The sequence below is a fragment of the Streptomyces sp. NPDC020807 genome (genome assembly GCF_040641575.1).
Lineage (GTDB): Bacteria > Actinomycetota > Actinomycetes > Streptomycetales > Streptomycetaceae > Streptomyces.
In genome coordinates, this window is record NZ_JBFADU010000003.1 from 407,901 (window position 1) to 423,866 (window position 15,966).

Genomic DNA, 15,966 nt, shown 5'->3' on the forward strand with positions numbered 1-15,966 from the left:
ATGCCCGGATCCATGCCGCCCGCACTTCTGAGAGGACCCGGATGCCGATTCGCGACATCCCCGATGTGAGTGTCGTCGTCATCGTCTACAACGACGAGGAGCGGCTCCCGCGCGCGGTCAGGTCGGTGCTCGACCAGACCCTGAGCAACCTCGAAGTGATCATCGCCGACGACTGCTCGACCGATGGGACCGAGCGCGTCGCGCGGGCCCTGGAGGCCGAGGACCCGCGCGTGCGCTACGTACGCCTGGAGGAGAACAGCGGCGGCTGCAGCGCCCCCCGCAACCGCGGCATCGCGGTCGCCCGCGCGCCGTACGTCATGTTCCTCGACAGCGACGACGAGCTGCCCCGGCACGCCTGCAAGAGCCTGCTGCTCGCCGCCGAGGAGACCGGCGTCGACTTCGTCACCGGCGAGGTGACCCGCCTCTTCGAGGCCTCGAACACCACCGGGCTCTGGTACCCGCACCTCTTCACCGAGAAGAAGGTCGTCCACGGCATCGCCGAGGCCCCCGAGTACTTCTTCGACCACCTGTCGACGAACAAGCTCTACCGGACCGGCTTCATCCGGGAGAACGCCCTCACCTTCCCCGAGGGCATCCACTACGAGGACCAGCTGTTCTCCGCGCAGGCCTTCTCGCTCGCGGAGTCCTTCGCCGTCGTCCCGTGGTCGGTCTACACCTGGCGCCTCGCGCCGGAGAGCGTCTCCATCTCCTCCAGCCGCCACAAGATCCAGAACGTCGCGGACCGCATCGGCGTCGCCCGCCTCATCGACACCTGGTTCGACGAGAACGGCCGCGGCGGGCTCCGCGCGGAGAAGGACTACAAGTTCCTCCGCCACGACTTCCGGCTCTACCTCGGCGACCTGCCGTTCCGCGACGCCGAGTGGATCGCGGAGTTCGCCGCGGTCGTCACCCCGTACCTGGACGAGATCGCCGACGACACCTACGCGCGCCTCTCGCGCGAGGAGCGCGTCTGCATCCACCTGCTGCGCACCGGCCGTCTGGAGGAGGCCGCCGTGGCCGCCCGCCAGCTCGGCCGCCCGCAGCTCGCCCCCCGCGTCGTGACCCGCGCCGACGGGGTCGACTACTGGGGCGCGCTCGCCCCGGCGGACGCCGCCGACCGCGCCGAGCTGGACATCAGCGACTGGCACCTGCGGGAGCACACCCTCGGCACCGGCCGGTTGCGGCACGAGCTGACCTCGGTGTCGGTGCTCGGCCCGGTGCTGCGCCTGGAGATCCGTACGTACGACCCGGCCGGCCTGATCACCGACGACACCGTCGCCTCGGTCAAGCTCGCCGCGTACAAGAAGCCGCTGTCGGTGCCGCTCGCCCTCCGCCCGGACGGCGACGGGCAGTACGTCTCCCGCGCCGAGCTGGACCTCTCCAAGGTCCCGGTCGGCAAGGTCGGCGTCAGCAGCCGCCGCCACCCGGTCGTCTCCCTGGAGTGCGACGGCGAGCGGCGTACGGACGTCCTCCTCGCCGACCACGCCCAGCAGGACTTCCGGGTCACCGTCAGATACCACAAGTTCGGCATCCACCACCTGCGCATCCAGGCGGAGCAGAAGGGCGCCGGCCGCCTCGAGGTGACCTGGGAGCGCTCCGGCGTGCTCAAGTCCCTCGAACCGCTCGGCCCCTACGCCCGCAAGACCAAGGCGAAGGTCGGCAAGGTCAAGAGCATCCTCGTCGGCAACGAGGGCAAGGCCACCGCGTACGACGCCGTCGCGAAGCTACCGCGCAAGCGCAGCCTCGCCGTCTTCGAGGCGATGGAGGGCCGCGGCTACGCGGACAGCCCCCGTTACATCTACGAGGAGCTGAAGCGCCGCAACCTCCCGATCGACGTGGTCTGGTCGTACTCCGGCGACCGCTCGTCGTTCCCGAAGGACGTCACGCTCGTCCGTCGCGGCAGCTTCGCGTACGGCCGCGCGCTGGCCCGGGCCTCGTACTGGGTCGACTCGCACAACCTCCCGTACCTGTACCGGAAGCCGAAGGGCACCCGGTACCTCCAGACCTGGCACGGCCAGACCTTCAAGGCGATGGGCTTCGACGTGCCCTCGCTGCGCGGCGCGTCCGACATCGAGAAGGGGCGCTTCCGCGCGGCCGTGGGCCGCTGGGACGCGCTGGTCTGCCCGAGCGCCGAGTTCGAGCGGACCTTCGTCCCCGCCTTCGAGGTCTCGGCCGACCTGATCCGCTCCGGCTACCCGCGCAACGACGTCCTCGTCCGCTGGGCCGAGCCCGAGCAGCAGGCCAGGGCCGCCGCCGTCCGCGAGTCCCTGAAGATCCCCGCCGACAAGAAGGTCCTGCTCTACGCGCCGACCTTCCGCGACGCCGCCCGCCGCACCGGGCAGTCGGTGCGCGTGGACCTGGCGGCGCTCGCCCCGCACCTGCGGGACGAGTGGGTCGTCGTCGTGCGCACCCACCCGTACGACCGCTTCACGATCACCCCCGAGCTCGGGCACTTCCTGCGCGACGGCTCCGCGTTCGCCGACATCAACGACCTGATGCTGGCCTCGGACGCGGTCCTCACGGACTACTCGTCGCTGATGTTCGACTACGCCAACACGGGCCGTCCGATCCTGCTCTACACGGACGACTACGAGGCCTACCGGGGCGGCGACCGCGGCACGTACTACGACCTGGAGGACATCGCTCCGGGGCCGATGCTGACGACCACCGAGGACCTCGCCGCGGCGGTGCGGGACCTGGAGGGCGTACGGGCGCGGCACGCGCAGCGGTACGAGCGCTTCCAGGAGATGTTCTGTTCGTACGAGACCGGCCACGCCAGCAAGATGGTGGTCGACGCTTTTTTCGAAGGCGGACCCCATGACTGAGCTCTCCCTGCCCGAGGCCTCGGCCGCGCGCAAGAACGTGTTCTTCGTCGGCATCGACGTCGACTCGATGGGCGGCTCCCAGCGCGTCCTGCACACGCTCGCCCAGGGCATGGGCGAGCGCGGCCACCGCGTCGAGCTGATCGGGATCCGCCCGAGCCCCGAGCCCTTCCCGTACAACCCCACGCGCGCGTACCGGCACTCGACGCTCTACCCGCCGGCGCCGGCCCCCAAGCCGCCGGCCCGCACGGTCGGCGAGCGGCTGAGCCTGGCGCGCCGCGCCGACGTGCGGCGGGCGCGCGCCGTCCGGGACCACGCGCGGGCGGAGATGGAGCGCAAGCTCGCGGAGGTCGAGGACGGCTACATCGTCTTCGGCTCGCCGTGGGCGGTGGACTGGATCATGCCGCTGAAGTGGCGTCACCTGAAGGGCATCGGGCAGTACCACGAGTCCTTCGCGCAGGCCAAGCGCGGCGCCAACCTCAAGCTCATCCGGCGCCACTACCCGGAGCTGGAGCAGACGCTCGTGCTCTCCGAGGGCGACGCGGTCGAGTTCGAGAACCAGCGCGTGCCGAACGTGCGGGTCATGCCGAACCCGCTGCCGTTCTACCCGGACGAGACGGCCCCGCTCGACACGCGCAGGATCGGCGCCGTCGGACGGCTCGACCCGATCAAGCGGTACGACCGCATGATCGAGGCCTTCGCCCAGGCCCACCGGGGCCGTTCCGGGTGGGAGCTGCACCTCTTCGGTGACGGCCCCCTGGAGGAGGAGCTGCGGAGGAAGGCCGCCGAGCTGGGCGTCGCCGAGCAGGTCGTCTTCCGGGGCACGGCCGAGGACATGGCCGCCGCCTACCGCGAGCTGTCCGTCGTCGCGATCAGCAGTGAGCGCGAGGGCCGGCCGATGGCGCTGGCCGAGGCCGCCGCCTGCGGCGTGCCGTGCGTCAGCTTCGACGTCTCCGGCGGCGTCCGCGAGCTCGTCGCGGACGGCGTCACCGGCACGCTCGTGCCGCCGGCCGACGTGCCGGGGCTGGCCGCGGCCTTCGGCGAGCTCATGGACGACGCCGCGATGCGACGCCGGTACGGCGCCGCGGGCCGCGAGCACGTCGCGCACCTCGCGCTGCCGCACGTCCTCGACCGGTGGGAGGCGGCGTTCGAGGAGATCGAGCGCTAGAGCGGTCAGCTCAGCGGGGATCGAGCACTCGAACGGTCTGCTCAACGGAGATCGACCGCTCGAACGGTCCGCTTCACGGAGCCCCGTCCGGACGTTTGTCCGGGACGGGGCTCTCGTGCGTGTGAGCTGGCTCGCAGCCCCCGGAGGCGCTTCGGCGGCATGGCTACACTGGCCCAATGACCTGGCTCATCACCGGCGGCGCCGGTTACATCGGTTCCCATGTCGTCAAGGCCATGACCGAGGGCGGCGAGCACGTCGTCGTGGTCGACGACCTCAGCACGGGCAACCCGGCGCGCGTCCCCGCGGGCATCGTCCTGGAGCAGGGCACGGTCCTCGACCGTGAGTTCCTGGACCGGGTGCTCAAGGAGCACGGCATCACCGGCATCGTCCACCTCGCGGGCAAGAAGCAGGTCGGCGAGTCCGTCGAGAAGCCGCTGTACTACTACCACGAGAACGTGACGGGCCTTCGGGTCATCCTCGACGCGGCGGTCGCCGCGGGCGTGAAGAGCTTCCTCTTCTCCTCCTCCGCCTCCGTGTACGGCATGCCCGACGTGGACCTCGTCACCGAGGACACCGAGTGCGCCCCGCTCAGCCCGTACGGCGAGACCAAGCTCGTCGGCGAGTGGATGGCCCGCGCGACCGGCCACGCCCACGGCCTGTCCACCGCCTCCCTCCGCTACTTCAACGTGGCGGGCGCGGCTGCCCCCGAGCTCGCCGACACCGGCGTGTTCAACCTCGTGCCGATGGTCTTCGAGCGGCTCGACGCCGGCGAGTCCCCGCGCATCTTCGGCGACGACTACCCGACGCCGGACGGCACCTGCATCCGCGACTACATCCACGTCGCCGACATCGCGGACGCCCACGTGGCCGCCGCCCGCGCGCTGGCCAAGGCCGCCGACCAGGGCGAGACGGCGACGCTGGCGCTGAACATCGGTCGCGGCGAGGGCGTCTCCGTGCGCGAGATGGTCAACCTGATCAACGAGGTCACCGGCCACACCGTCGAGCCGGTCGTCACCCCGCGCCGCCCGGGCGACCCGGCCCGCGTGGTCGCCTCGGCCGAGCGCATCGAGTCGGAGCTCGGCTGGAAGGCCAAGCACGACGTCCGCTCGATGATCAGCTCCGCCTGGGAGGGCTGGGAAGCGAACCGCGCGACCGTCTGATCCACGGTCTTCCGAGAGGAGGGGTGCCCCGGCCGGGGCACCCCTCCTCTCGTCGTGACGGCTTCTCGTCGTCGTGACCGGTGTCACGGCAGGTGGATCCGGTCCACCCCGTAGTACGTCGCCGCGCACCGCGCCGCCCAGTCCCGCTCGTAGGAGGCGGCGAAGAGGGGTTCGGTGAGCTTGCCGATGAGGTACGGCCGGTAGACGACGTCCCGCGCGCCCGCCGCCACCTCCTCCCGGATCCTGGCGTTCTGCCGGTCCCAGGCGGCGCTGCGCATCACCGTCGTGGTGGTGAGCTCGTACACGGGCCGCACCAGCGCCGTGGCGCTGCCGACGGCGAGCGCGCCCACCGCGAGCAGGGTCGCGACCCGGGCGGCCGGGCGCCCGCCGCCGGGGGCCGAGGCCAGGAGGACGCGACGCCCCAGCCAGTGGCCTCCCCACGCCCCGTACGCGCAGAGGGCGAGCAGGAGGGGCAGGAGGAAGCTGGTCCAGACGCGGGCGTAGGTCCAGCCGACGTCCCCGTACCCGCTGCGCAGTCCGTGGACGACCGCCAGGCTCGCGAGGGCGACGAGGGGGAGGGGCAGGAGCGCGAGGGCGCGGAGGAGCCGGGGAGACGGAAGCGAGAGGGATCGTTCCCCCGCCGGCGAGGAGGCCAGGGCCAGGCCCAGGAGGACGCCGACGGCGAGTGCTCCCGCGTACGCCCACTGGCCGCCGACCGTCTGCCACAGCCGCCACCAGTCGTGCAGGGTCGCCCCGACCTCCGCGAGGGACAGGGGTTCCGAGGGGTGCTGCGCCCGCCGCCACCGCGCGCCCGGCGAGGTGGAGAGCAGGACGAGGCCGCTCAGGAGCCCGAGGCAGGCCGCCGCGCACCAGGTCGACACGTACCGGTCGCGGGCCCAGCCCAGCCGGGGCAGGCACAGGATGCCGACGGTCGCCGCGAAGAGGCCGGCGACGACGGCGTACGGCTCGCTCAGCATGCCGAGCGCCACCCCGGTCAGCAGCGCCGAGGCCACCGCCGCGCTCCTCGCCCACCGGGGGCCTCCCCGGCGCCCGGCCCGGACCGCGCCGAGCACGGCCCAGAGGCCGATCACGCTCGGCAGCGTGTGGGAGATGGTGGCGGGCGCCCAGAGCAGTACCTGGTACGAGCGGGTGCCCGCGAAGAACAGCAGCGCCGACAGGAGCGCGGCCGAGGCCAGGAGCAGCACGGTCGGCGGCGCCGGGCGGAGGGCTGTGGCGCGCACGGCGGCGCGGCCGAGGAGGAGGAGTCCGCCGACGAGGGCGGCGACGAGCACGGCGGGCAGGAGCTTCGGGCCGCGCATGTCGTCGGAGTAGAGCAGGCCGGTCAGGAAGGCGTTGGTGACCCGGCCGTTCTGTGTGAGGTAGAAGTCCTCGGTGATCCCGAGGACGCCCATGTCCCGGGCCTTCCACAGCGCGCACCAGTCGTCCGACGTGGGGCGGAGGTAGAGCCCGAGGAAGCCGCCGACCGCGAGCAGCGCCCCGGCGCCGGCCGAGACGAGGAGCCCGACGCCGGACAGCGCCCGCCGGAGACCGCGTCCGTGCCCGCCGTCCGCCTCCTCTGCTGTGTCGCCGTCGTCGGTGTCACGGTCCGAGATGGTCGTCCTGCTCACCGGTGGTAGCTCCCGTGGCCTGGGGTCGTCTCAATGGGTGACAAATGGGTGAAAATGCCACGTATATCACTATCTTCTGCGCATGCTTTGCCACGTGGACGACATGCCGACCAGGGGTGGTCACTCGGGCGACTCCGGCCGGTCACCGCCGTTCCGTACCGTGGCCGCGCTGCTCGGAGCAGAGCGCGGCGGTCCCTCAGGACGTACCTCGGCCCATCCCTCTGGAGTGACCGTTTTCATGACCAGGCTTTCCGTCGTCGTCCCCTGCTTCAACGAGGAGGACGTCGTCGAACGGTTCGACGCCCGCATGCGACAGGTCCTCGACGGACTCCCCGTGGGGTACGAGATCTGTTACGTCGACGACGGCAGCTCCGACGGGACACTGGCCAAGCTGCGCGAGATCGCCGCACGGCACCCGCACCGCACCCAGTACGCCTCCTTCAGCCGCAACTTCGGCAAGGAGGCCGCCATGCTGGCCGGCCTGCGGAAGTCCACCGGCGACGCCGTCGTCATCATGGACGCCGACCTCCAGCACCCGCCCGAGCTCCTCGCGCGCATGCTCGACCTCCACCACCAGGGCCACGACCAGGTCATCGCCCGCCGCTCCCGCGAAGGCGACAAGAAGCTCCGCTCCGCGCTCAGCCGCGTCTACTACCGCGCCGTCAACCGCTGGGTCGACGTGGAACTCGCCGACGGCGTGGGGGACTTCCGGCTGCTCTCGCGCCCCGCCGTCGACGCCCTGCTGTCGCTGCCCGAGTACAACCGCTTCTCCAAGGGGCTCTTCTCCTGGATCGGCTTCGACACCGTCAGCTTCGACTACCAGAACGCCGCGCGTGAGGGAGGCGAGACGAAGTGGAAGTTCAGCTCCCTGCTCAACTACGGCATGGACGGGCTGATCTCCTTCAACAACCGCCCCCTGCGCATCGCGCTCTGGCTCGGGATGACCCTCAGCGGCCTCGCGGTCCTGTACGCCGGCTGGGTGACCGTCGCCGCCTTCACCCAGGGCGTCACCGCGCCCGGCTACGTCACCCTGGTCGCCATCATCGTCGGACTCGGCGGCGTGCAGATGGTGATGCTCGGGCTGATCGGCGAGTACATCGGCCGGATCTACTACGAGACCAAGCGACGGCCGCACTTCCTCGTGAAGGAGACCCACCGCTCCTTCGGGCGCGCGGCCGAGCCGGTACGGGTCGTCGCCACGGACCGGGACCGCTGATGATGCAGGGGCAGGGGCAGGGGCAGGGGCAGGAACAGGACGCGGAAGCGGAACGGGGAGCGGAACCGGACGCGGAACCGGAGGGGCGCAGGGCGCAGCTCGCCCAGATACTGCGCTTCGCGCTCGTCGGCGGCGTCAACACCGGCACCTTCTTCGGCTGTTACCTGCTGCTCCACCCCTGGATGCCGTACTTCGCCGCGTACTCCCTCGCCTTCCTCCTCAGCATGGTCGGCTCCTTCTTCCTCAACACGTACTTCACCTACCGCACCCGTCCCACCTGGAAGAAGTTCGCGCTCTTCCCCCTCACCAACGTCACCAACTACCTCGTGCAGAGCGTCGGTCTCTACGCGCTCGTCACCTGGGCCGGAATGGACGACAGGATCGCGCCACTCGTCGCGGCCGTCGTCGCCATCCCGTTCACCTACCTGATCTCCCGGCGCATCCTGGTGCCCCGCGGCGCCCGCCGGGATCCCGTCCCGTCGGGTCCAGGGAGCGAAACGGACGAGCGGCAGCCCTCCCGGCTCGCGTAGATTGCCAGGCAGCCGCGGCGGGGAACGCGCGGCGCGTGGGACCGCAGAGTGAGGCCGGCCAGGCCGAGTGAGGACGACGCAAGTGGCGACGCAGGTGACGGGACGGACGAACGTGGCAAGGCAGACGGACGTGGCACGGCCGTACGTGACGGAGGCCCGCAGGGTCGTCGTCAAGGTCGGCTCCTCCTCCCTGACCACCGCCTCCGGAGGCCTCGACGCCGACCGCGTCGACGCCCTCGTGGACGTCCTCGCCAAGGTCCGCAGCGGCGGCGAGAAGGAGATCGTCCTCGTCTCCTCCGGTGCCATCGCCGCTGGTCTCGCGCCCCTCGGCCTCACCCGCCGGCCCAAGGACCTCGCCCGCCAGCAGGCCGCGGCCAGCGTCGGACAGGGCCTCCTCGTCGCCCGCTACACCGCCTCCTTCGCCCGCTACGGCGTCCGCGTCGGACAGGTCCTCCTCACCACGGACGACACCAGCCGCCGCGCCCACTACCGCAACGCCTACCGGACGCTCGACCAGCTCCTCGCCATGGGCGCGCTGCCGGTCGTCAACGAGAACGACACCGTCGCCACGGACGAGATCCGCTTCGGCGACAACGACCGGCTCGCCGCCCTCGTCGCCCACCTCGTCCGCGCCGACCTCCTCGTCCTCCTCTCCGACGTCGACGGGCTCTACGACGGGGACCCGTCCAAGCCCGGCACCAGCCGGATCGCCGAGGTCGCGGGCCCCCAGGACATCGCCCACGTCGAGATCGGCTCGGCCGGCAAGGCGGGCGTCGGCACCGGAGGCATGGTCACCAAGGTCGAGGCCGCCCGGATCGCCGCCGCCGCCGGCACCCCCGTCGTCCTCACCTCCGCGAGCCGCGCCGCCGACGCCCTCACCGGCCGGGACACCGGCACGTACTTCCACCCCACCGGCCGCCGCTCCGCGGACCGGCTCCTCTGGCTCGCCCACGCCTCCACCCCGCAGGGCTCCCTGACCCTCGACGACGGAGCCGTACGCGCGGTCGTCGAGGGCAAGAAGTCCCTGCTCGCGGCCGGTATCGCCGGCGTCGAGGGCGACTTCGTGGCCGGCGACCCCGTCGAGCTGCGCGACACCGCGGGCCGGGCCGTCGCCCGCGGACTCGTCCACTTCGACGCCAAGGAGATCCCGCAGCTCCTCGGCCGCTCCACCCCCGAGCTGGCCCGCGAACTCGGACCCGAGTACGAGCGCGAGGTCGTCCACCGCGACGACCTCGTCGTCATCCGCTGAAACGGCTGAAAGTCAGGCCATCCGGTAGGGACGTTTACCAAAACCGCCCCATCCGCTGCCTCGGACTGGTCAACTTTGTCTCGGGGGTTAAGAGCAAGGGCGGGGTACAGCACCACACGCATCACACAGGAGGCCGCCGGTGAGACGAGCGCGCCCAGGGGCACCGCCCCGCGGGACCGCCGAACGTGCCCTGACCAGTGTCGAGGCCGGAGCCGACTTCGACGAGGAACGGGACGGCTCCACGTCCGCACCATCCGCGGGCACGGAGACCGAGACCACCACCGACCCACGGGAGACGCGCGCCGAGGAGCGGCCCGTCTCCAAGCTCTGGCACATCACCCTCAGCGTGTCCGGGGTGGAGTCACCACTGAAGGAGGTGCGGCGCGGGCTCGAACAGCTGGCCCACGACCACCCCTTCCTGCTGACCAGCCGCTACGCCAACGACCACGCCGAGATCCGGTACTGGGAGGAGGCCCGGGACCTGCACGACGCGGCCGCCGTCGCCCTGCGCCTGTGGGGCGAACACCGGCAGACCGCCAAGCTGCCGCCCTGGGAGATCGTCGGCCTCGAGGTCATCGACCGCGAGACCTACCACCAGCGCATCGCGGAGGGCTACGGCCCGCCGCCGGCCGCGCCGGTCGGCGTCCACCCCTACTGAGGACCGACCGCGTGAGAACCGTCCGCGCCCACGGGAGCGGACAGGCGTCTCGCAGTGCGGGATGTGGGCGGGATGTCCGCAGGGCTGCCAGTACCCTGCGGACATGACCTCGCTCACGCCCCTCGACAACCTGTCCCCGGTCACCCGGGCCGCCTACCGGGCCCGTGGCGCCGCCGCCGAAATCGCGCCACTCCCGCGAGCGACCAAGGACGACGCCCTCCTCGCGATCGCGGACGCCCTCGAAGTCCGGACCGCCGAGATCGTCGAGGCCAACGCCGAGGACATCGCGAAGGCACGCGAGGCGGGCACGAGCGAGGGCATCATCGACCGGCTGACCCTCACCCCCGAGCGGGTCCGGGCCATCGCCGCCGACGTCCGGCACGTCGCCGCGCTCCCCGACCCCGTCGGCGAGGTCGTCCGCGGCTCGACCCTCCCCAACGGCATCGACCTCCGCCAGATCCGCGTCCCGCTCGGCGTCGTCGGCATCATCTACGAGGCCCGCCCCAACGTCACCGTCGACGCAGCCGCCCTCTGCCTCAAGTCCGGCAACGCCGTCCTGCTCCGCGGCTCCTCCTCCGCGTACGCCTCCAACACCGCCCTGGTGAAGGTCCTGCGCGACGCCGTCGGCGGCGCCGGCCTGCCGGCCGACGCCATCCAGCTCGTCCCCGGCGAGTCCCGCGAGTCCGTCCGCGAGCTGATGCGCGCCCGCGGCCTCGTCGACGTCCTCATCCCGCGCGGCGGCGCCTCCCTGATCCGCACCGTCGTCGAGGAGTCCACCGTCCCGGTCATCGAGACCGGCACCGGCAACTGCCACGTCTACGTCGACGCCCAGGCCGACCTCGACATGGCCGTGGACATCCTGATCAACTCCAAGGCCCAGCGGCCCAGCGTCTGCAACGCCGCCGAGACCCTCCTCGTCCACCAGGACATCGCCGAGGCCTTCCTGCCCCGCGCCCTCGACGCCCTCGCCGAGGCCGGCGTCACCGTCCACGCCGACGAGCGGGTCCTCGCCGCCGCCCCGTCCTCCAAGGCCACCGTCGTCCCGGCCACCCCCGAGGACTGGGAGACCGAGTACCTCTCGTACGACATCGCCGCCGCCGTCGTCGACTCCCTCGACAAGGCCGTCGAGCACATCCGCATGTGGTCCTCCGGCCACACCGAGGCGATCGTCACGACCTCGCAGGCCGCGGCGCGCCGCTTCACCCAGCTGGTCGACTCCACCACGGTGGCCGTGAACGCCTCCACCCGCTTCACCGACGGCGGTCAGTTCGGATTCGGCGCCGAGATCGGCATCTCGACCCAGAAGCTCCACGCCCGTGGCCCCATGGGCCTCCCGGAGCTGACCTCGACCAAGTACATCGTCACCGGCGACGGCCACGTTCGATAACCCACTCCTTTCGGTACCTGCGGACGGATCGGTACGGGCGGGGAGACTTCGCACGCTCCCTGCCCAAAAGCACCTCCCGGGTCTACTCTGAATCCGTGCCGGACGACGTGGGGGGCAGGCCGTTCCAGGACGGCGACCCCGAGGACTCTGTCGACCGCGGAGGCGCCGCCGAGGACCACGCCCCCGTGGTCTTCGACGAGGCCTTCGTCCAGGCCGCCACGGTCCACGAACCGACCGCGGTCGAGCGTCTCCTCGCCGCCGCCCAGGCCCGCGCGGAGGCCGAGGCCGCCCGGGCCCGCGCCGGCGGAGGATCCGTCGACGACGACCCGTACGAGGACGGCCACGACCCCGTCGGCCTCACCTACGAGCCCGACGACATCGGCGACGACGACAGCCCGTACGGCCGCCACGGCGGCGCCCTGCGCCCCTACCGGGGCAGCGCCCGCTGGCACCGCCCCGTCGCCTGGGTGCTGGCCCTCGTCATGGGCGTCGGCATGGTCGCCCTGGCCTTCAGCGCCGTCTACCGGGGCGCCGTCGCCAACCGTCAGGACAGGCTCCCCACGCCCACCACCACGGGCATCGACACCCCCGACCCGAACCCGGCCCCGCCCGCCGCTTACACCCCGGCGCCGGTCTCCGCCGTCCCCCGCACACCCTGACGGCCGAACTCTCCCGAACTGCCGCGTGCGCGGGCGTTTACCGAGCCTCCCGCAGACCTACCCTGAAGGTATGGCAGGGCGTGGCGACCCGCCTGAGGGGACTCCCGAGGGACTCCCCGGCGGTGGTGAGGACGAGTACCGAGCCGTCGTCTTCGACGAGGCGTTCGTCCGCGCTGCCCGCCTCCAGGAGTACTCCGCCCAGGAACGGATGGGGGAGCACGCCAGGGCCGTCCGCTCCCGCGGAGCCTGGGAAGGCGAGGGAAGAACCGGTTCCCGCCAGGCCGTCCTGCTCGTCCTCCTGATCCTCGTCGCCTTCGGCACCGCCATCTACCTGGGCGTCCGCAACCCGTACCAGCCCCCGGCCGACCAGCGGGCCGAACCCCTGCGGACCACCGTCGTCCCGCTCGCCCCACCGGGCACCGTCCCGGGCGGACAGCCGGACCAGCTCTTCGCCCACAGCCCGGCCGCCGAGTACCGCACGGGAGCCGCCGGGATCAACCTGCCCGTCGCCGCCCGCACCCCGCACTTCGCGGAGAGCCAGGTCGTCGCCGGCCTCACCATCGCCAAGGAATACCTCGTCGCCTCCTCCCTGGAACCCGACATCCTCTCCGGGGCGACCGTGCGCCCCGTACGGCTCCTGATCGACCCGGACCAGCACGCGCAGTTCGACCGGAGCGTCGACTCACCGGCCGACGACGGGCAGCACGCCCTCGCCGGCTGGCTCCTCCGCTTCGACCCGCGCAGGACCGAGCTCGCCGACCCCGCCGCCCGCGTGCAGGGCACCCTGCGCTTCGCCGAGGCCGGCCCGGACGCCCTGGACGTCACCGCCGACCACACGTACACCTACGCGCTGCGCCCGGCGAGCGACGGAGCGGGACCGGTCGCCGCCGCGTCGCTCTTCACCGTCCACCGCGTGGTCCACTTCCGCTTCGACCACGAGGACCTGCGCATGCACCGCGCCGAGCTGCTGACCAGCACGGCGGAGGTCGGCCCGCAGGCCTGCGGCGCGGGCTCGGGGGGCGTCCTGAAGCCCCTCCTGGCGGGCGCGCGGGCCCCGGAGACGGGCGGACCGGCGGTCACCGACCCGTACCTCCCGAGCAGGCCCGCGGCCCCGGCGCTCTGCGGGGCACTGGACCCGAACGCTCAGCCCTCGCTCTGACCCGCGCTCCGGCCGCCGCCCTCGCCCTCGCGCTCGGGCCCGCCGCCCTGGCTCCCGCCGAAGCGGTTGCGCAGCCGTCCGCCCAGGTCGCCCGCGAGGTCACCGGCGCCGCCGGCTATGTCCCCCACCAGCTTCAACAGCGGATCCTTGCTGGTCCGCACGGTCTCGGCGTAGTGCCCGGCGGACTCACGGAAGGAGTCCGTGACCGAGGTGTCCTTGTCCTCGGAGCGCCGCGGGTAGTGCCCGTCCATGATCCGCTGGTGGTCCCGGCTCTCCGACCACTTCTTCAGCTCGGCGGCCCGGACCGTGGCGAAGGGATGCGAGCGCGGCAGCAGGTTCAGGATCTTCAGCACCGAGTCCCGCAGGTCACCCGCCTTCTCGTACTCGTCGGCCTGGGCGAGGAACGCGTCCACGTTCATCTCGTGGAGGTGGTTGCCACCGGCGATCTTCATCAGCCCGCGCATCGACGCCTGCACGTCCTGCCCGACGAGAAGACCAGCCCGGTCGGCCGAGAGCTCCGACTTCCGGAACCACTCGCGCAGCCCCGTCACGATGGCCGTGATCGTCACCGACCCCAACGGGATCCAGGCCACCTTGAGCGCCAGATTGGTGAGGAACAGGAGGATCGTGCGGTACACGGAGTGGCCGGAGAGCGCGTGCCCCACCTCGTGGCCGACGACCGCCCGCATCTCCTCCTCGTCGAGGAGCTCCACCAGACCCGTGGTGACGACGATGATCGGCTCGTCCATGCCGATGCACATCGCGTTGGGCTTCGGGTCCTGCTGCACGTACATCGCGGGGACCTTCTCCAGGTCCAGGATGTAACAGGCGTCCCTCAGCATGTCGTTGAGCCCGCTGAACTGCGCGTCGCTCACCCGGACGGAGTCCGAGAGGTAGAGCAGTCTGAGGCTGCGCTCCGGGAGGAGTCCGCTCAGGGCCTTGAACGCCGTGTCGAAGCCGCTGAGCTTGCGCAACGCCACCAGAGCCGAGCGGTCGGCCGGGTGCTCGTAGGCCCGCGAAGAGATGCCGGGGAACCGCTTGCGCTGCCTGCTCGGCACGTTCCCCTGGTGGTTCTCGGTCATGGATGCCCCCTTTTCGTACGAGACGGTGCTCGTCCCCCCTGACGCCCACCACCCTAGGCGGTGGCGCTACCGTGTGCCGGGGGTCCTGTGGATAACTCGGACCCTGTGGACAAGCGAGGAGCACCACCGACATGCCGGACACCGCCGCCGTCACCACGACCCTGCTCGCCGCCGCCGCGGATCAGGGCCCGGGCAACACGCTCCGGATCGTGCTCCTCGTCTCGATCGTCGGCGGCGCCCTGCTCGCCTGGTTCCTGCTGCGCGGCTACCGCCACGACGCGGGCGACGAGGGCGACAACACCGACAAGAACGCCAACGCCTGAGTCGGCGTGAGACTGCCCGGACCGCCCGCATACGATGTGTCCGAAGTCTCCGCTCCCCTCTCCGATCGATAGGTCCTGCTGACGATGAGTCTCCACAGCACCGCCGCCCACCTGGTCTCTCTCGCCGAGGGCGCCGAACACGGCGGCAACCACGACAGCCTCAACCCCTACCTCACGGGCTTCGGCGCCTTCGGCGCGCTGCTGCTCCTGCTGTGGATCACCACGCGTTTCAACCGCGACCGCTGATCCGCCGACCGCCGATCGGGCGTCCGCCGCGGTGCCAGTAGGCTCTGCACGCATGGGAGAGCAGGAAGTGTCTACCGGTGGCCGCGGCAAGCGCCGACTCGGCGTCATGGGCGGAACGTTCGACCCGATCCACCACGGTCACCTGGTGGCCGCCAGCGAGGTGGCCGCTCTGTTCCACCTCGACGAGGTGGTGTTCGTGCCGACCGGGCAGCCGTGGCAGAAGGGTCACAAGACCGTGTCCGCGGCGGAGGACCGTTATCTGATGACGGTCATCGCCACCGCGTCCAACCCGCAGTTCTCGGTCAGTCGCATCGACATCGACCGGGGCGGCGCGACGTACACCATCGACACGCTGAGGGACCTCCGCTCGCTCAACAGCGACTCGGACCTCTTCTTCATCACCGGCGCCGACGCGCTGTCGCAGATCCTCACCTGGCGCGACGCCGAGGAGCTCTTCTCGCTCGCGCACTTCATCGGCGTCACCCGGCCCGGCCACGACCTCACCGACGACGGGCTGCCCAAGGGCGGCGTCTCGCTCGTCGAGGTCCCCGCGCTCGCGATCTCGTCCACGGACTGCCGGGCACGGGTCGCGCAGGGCGACCCCGTCTGGTACCTCGTCCCGGACGGCGTGGTGCGCTACATCGACAAGCGCCAGCTGTACCGCGGCGAGTGAGCTTCG

15 protein-coding genes are annotated in these 15,966 nt (G+C 71.7%); 13 read left to right on the top strand and 2 right to left on the bottom strand.

Annotated features, from left to right (window positions below; all coding sequences use genetic code 11):
- The first annotated feature begins 41 nt into the window (after positions 1 to 41).
- The 3 genes from AB0G79_RS07335 to galE all read left to right on the top strand — a co-directional run bounded on the left by AB0G79_RS07335 (position 42) and on the right by galE (position 5,150).
- Positions 42 to 2,825, top strand: coding sequence for a CDP-glycerol glycerophosphotransferase family protein (locus tag AB0G79_RS07335; RefSeq protein ID WP_360801518.1), 2,784 nt, complete (start codon positions 42 to 44; stop codon positions 2,823 to 2,825).
- Entirely contained in the window at positions 2,818 to 3,990 is a 1,173-nt protein-coding gene (locus tag AB0G79_RS07340; RefSeq protein WP_360801521.1) for a glycosyltransferase, read from the top strand. The genes AB0G79_RS07335 and AB0G79_RS07340 overlap by 8 nt, the downstream gene beginning before the upstream one ends.
- Positions 3,991 to 4,166: 176 nt before the next feature.
- Positions 4,167 to 5,150, top strand: coding sequence for a UDP-glucose 4-epimerase GalE (gene galE, locus AB0G79_RS07345; protein WP_360801524.1), 984 nt, complete (start codon positions 4,167 to 4,169; stop codon positions 5,148 to 5,150).
- 83 nt (positions 5,151 to 5,233) lie between these two features.
- Here the strand turns inward: galE and AB0G79_RS07350 are convergent, their stop codons facing one another.
- On the bottom strand, positions 5,234 to 6,778 hold the full coding sequence (locus AB0G79_RS07350) for a DUF6056 family protein (protein ID WP_360801527.1): 1,545 nt from the start codon (positions 6,776 to 6,778) through the stop codon (positions 5,234 to 5,236).
- 238 nt (positions 6,779 to 7,016) lie between these two features.
- On the opposite strand from AB0G79_RS07350, the gene AB0G79_RS07355 reads away from it, so the two are divergent.
- The 7 genes from AB0G79_RS07355 (at position 7,017) to AB0G79_RS07385 (ending at position 13,636) form a co-directional block, all read left to right on the top strand.
- Entirely contained in the window at positions 7,017 to 7,994 is a 978-nt protein-coding gene (locus tag AB0G79_RS07355; protein ID WP_360801530.1) for a glycosyltransferase family 2 protein, read from the top strand.
- Positions 7,994 to 8,524: a GtrA family protein gene (locus tag AB0G79_RS07360; RefSeq protein WP_360801533.1), complete on the top strand. Its 531-nt coding sequence runs from the start codon at positions 7,994 to 7,996 to the stop codon at positions 8,522 to 8,524. The genes AB0G79_RS07355 and AB0G79_RS07360 overlap by 1 nt, the downstream gene beginning before the upstream one ends.
- Before the next feature lie 145 nt (positions 8,525 to 8,669).
- A complete protein-coding gene (gene proB, locus AB0G79_RS07365) occupies positions 8,670 to 9,773 on the top strand; it encodes a glutamate 5-kinase (RefSeq protein WP_360801852.1) in 1,104 nt (367 codons plus the stop codon).
- 139 nt (positions 9,774 to 9,912) lie between these two features.
- Positions 9,913 to 10,431: a hypothetical protein gene (locus AB0G79_RS07370; protein WP_360801536.1), complete on the top strand. Its 519-nt coding sequence runs from the start codon at positions 9,913 to 9,915 to the stop codon at positions 10,429 to 10,431.
- A gap of 103 nt (positions 10,432 to 10,534) precedes the next feature.
- Entirely contained in the window at positions 10,535 to 11,818 is a 1,284-nt protein-coding gene (locus AB0G79_RS07375) for a glutamate-5-semialdehyde dehydrogenase (protein WP_360801539.1), read from the top strand.
- A gap of 95 nt (positions 11,819 to 11,913) precedes the next feature.
- Positions 11,914 to 12,477 (top strand): hypothetical protein, encoded by a 564-nt coding sequence (locus AB0G79_RS07380; RefSeq protein WP_360801542.1) that lies wholly within the window; start codon positions 11,914 to 11,916, stop codon positions 12,475 to 12,477.
- A gap of 70 nt (positions 12,478 to 12,547) precedes the next feature.
- A complete protein-coding gene (locus tag AB0G79_RS07385; RefSeq protein ID WP_360801544.1) occupies positions 12,548 to 13,636 on the top strand; it encodes a hypothetical protein in 1,089 nt (362 codons plus the stop codon).
- On the opposite strand, the gene AB0G79_RS07390 is transcribed toward AB0G79_RS07385, so the two are convergent.
- Complete coding sequence (locus tag AB0G79_RS07390) at positions 13,621 to 14,718, bottom strand: M48 family metallopeptidase (RefSeq protein ID WP_360801547.1); 1,098 nt, start codon at positions 14,716 to 14,718, stop codon at positions 13,621 to 13,623. The genes AB0G79_RS07385 and AB0G79_RS07390 overlap by 16 nt on opposite strands.
- A gap of 131 nt (positions 14,719 to 14,849) precedes the next feature.
- Here AB0G79_RS07390 and AB0G79_RS07395 point away from each other — a divergent pair, with 131 nt between their 5' ends.
- From AB0G79_RS07395 to nadD, 3 genes are all read left to right on the top strand, one after another.
- Positions 14,850 to 15,041, top strand: coding sequence for a hypothetical protein (locus AB0G79_RS07395; RefSeq protein ID WP_360801550.1), 192 nt, complete (start codon positions 14,850 to 14,852; stop codon positions 15,039 to 15,041).
- A gap of 84 nt (positions 15,042 to 15,125) precedes the next feature.
- Positions 15,126 to 15,287, top strand: coding sequence for a hypothetical protein (locus tag AB0G79_RS07400; RefSeq protein ID WP_360801553.1), 162 nt, complete (start codon positions 15,126 to 15,128; stop codon positions 15,285 to 15,287).
- A gap of 52 nt (positions 15,288 to 15,339) precedes the next feature.
- Positions 15,340 to 15,960 (top strand): nicotinate-nucleotide adenylyltransferase, encoded by a 621-nt coding sequence (gene nadD / locus AB0G79_RS07405; protein ID WP_360801555.1) that lies wholly within the window; start codon positions 15,340 to 15,342, stop codon positions 15,958 to 15,960.
- Positions 15,961 to 15,966: the final 6 nt, after the last annotated feature.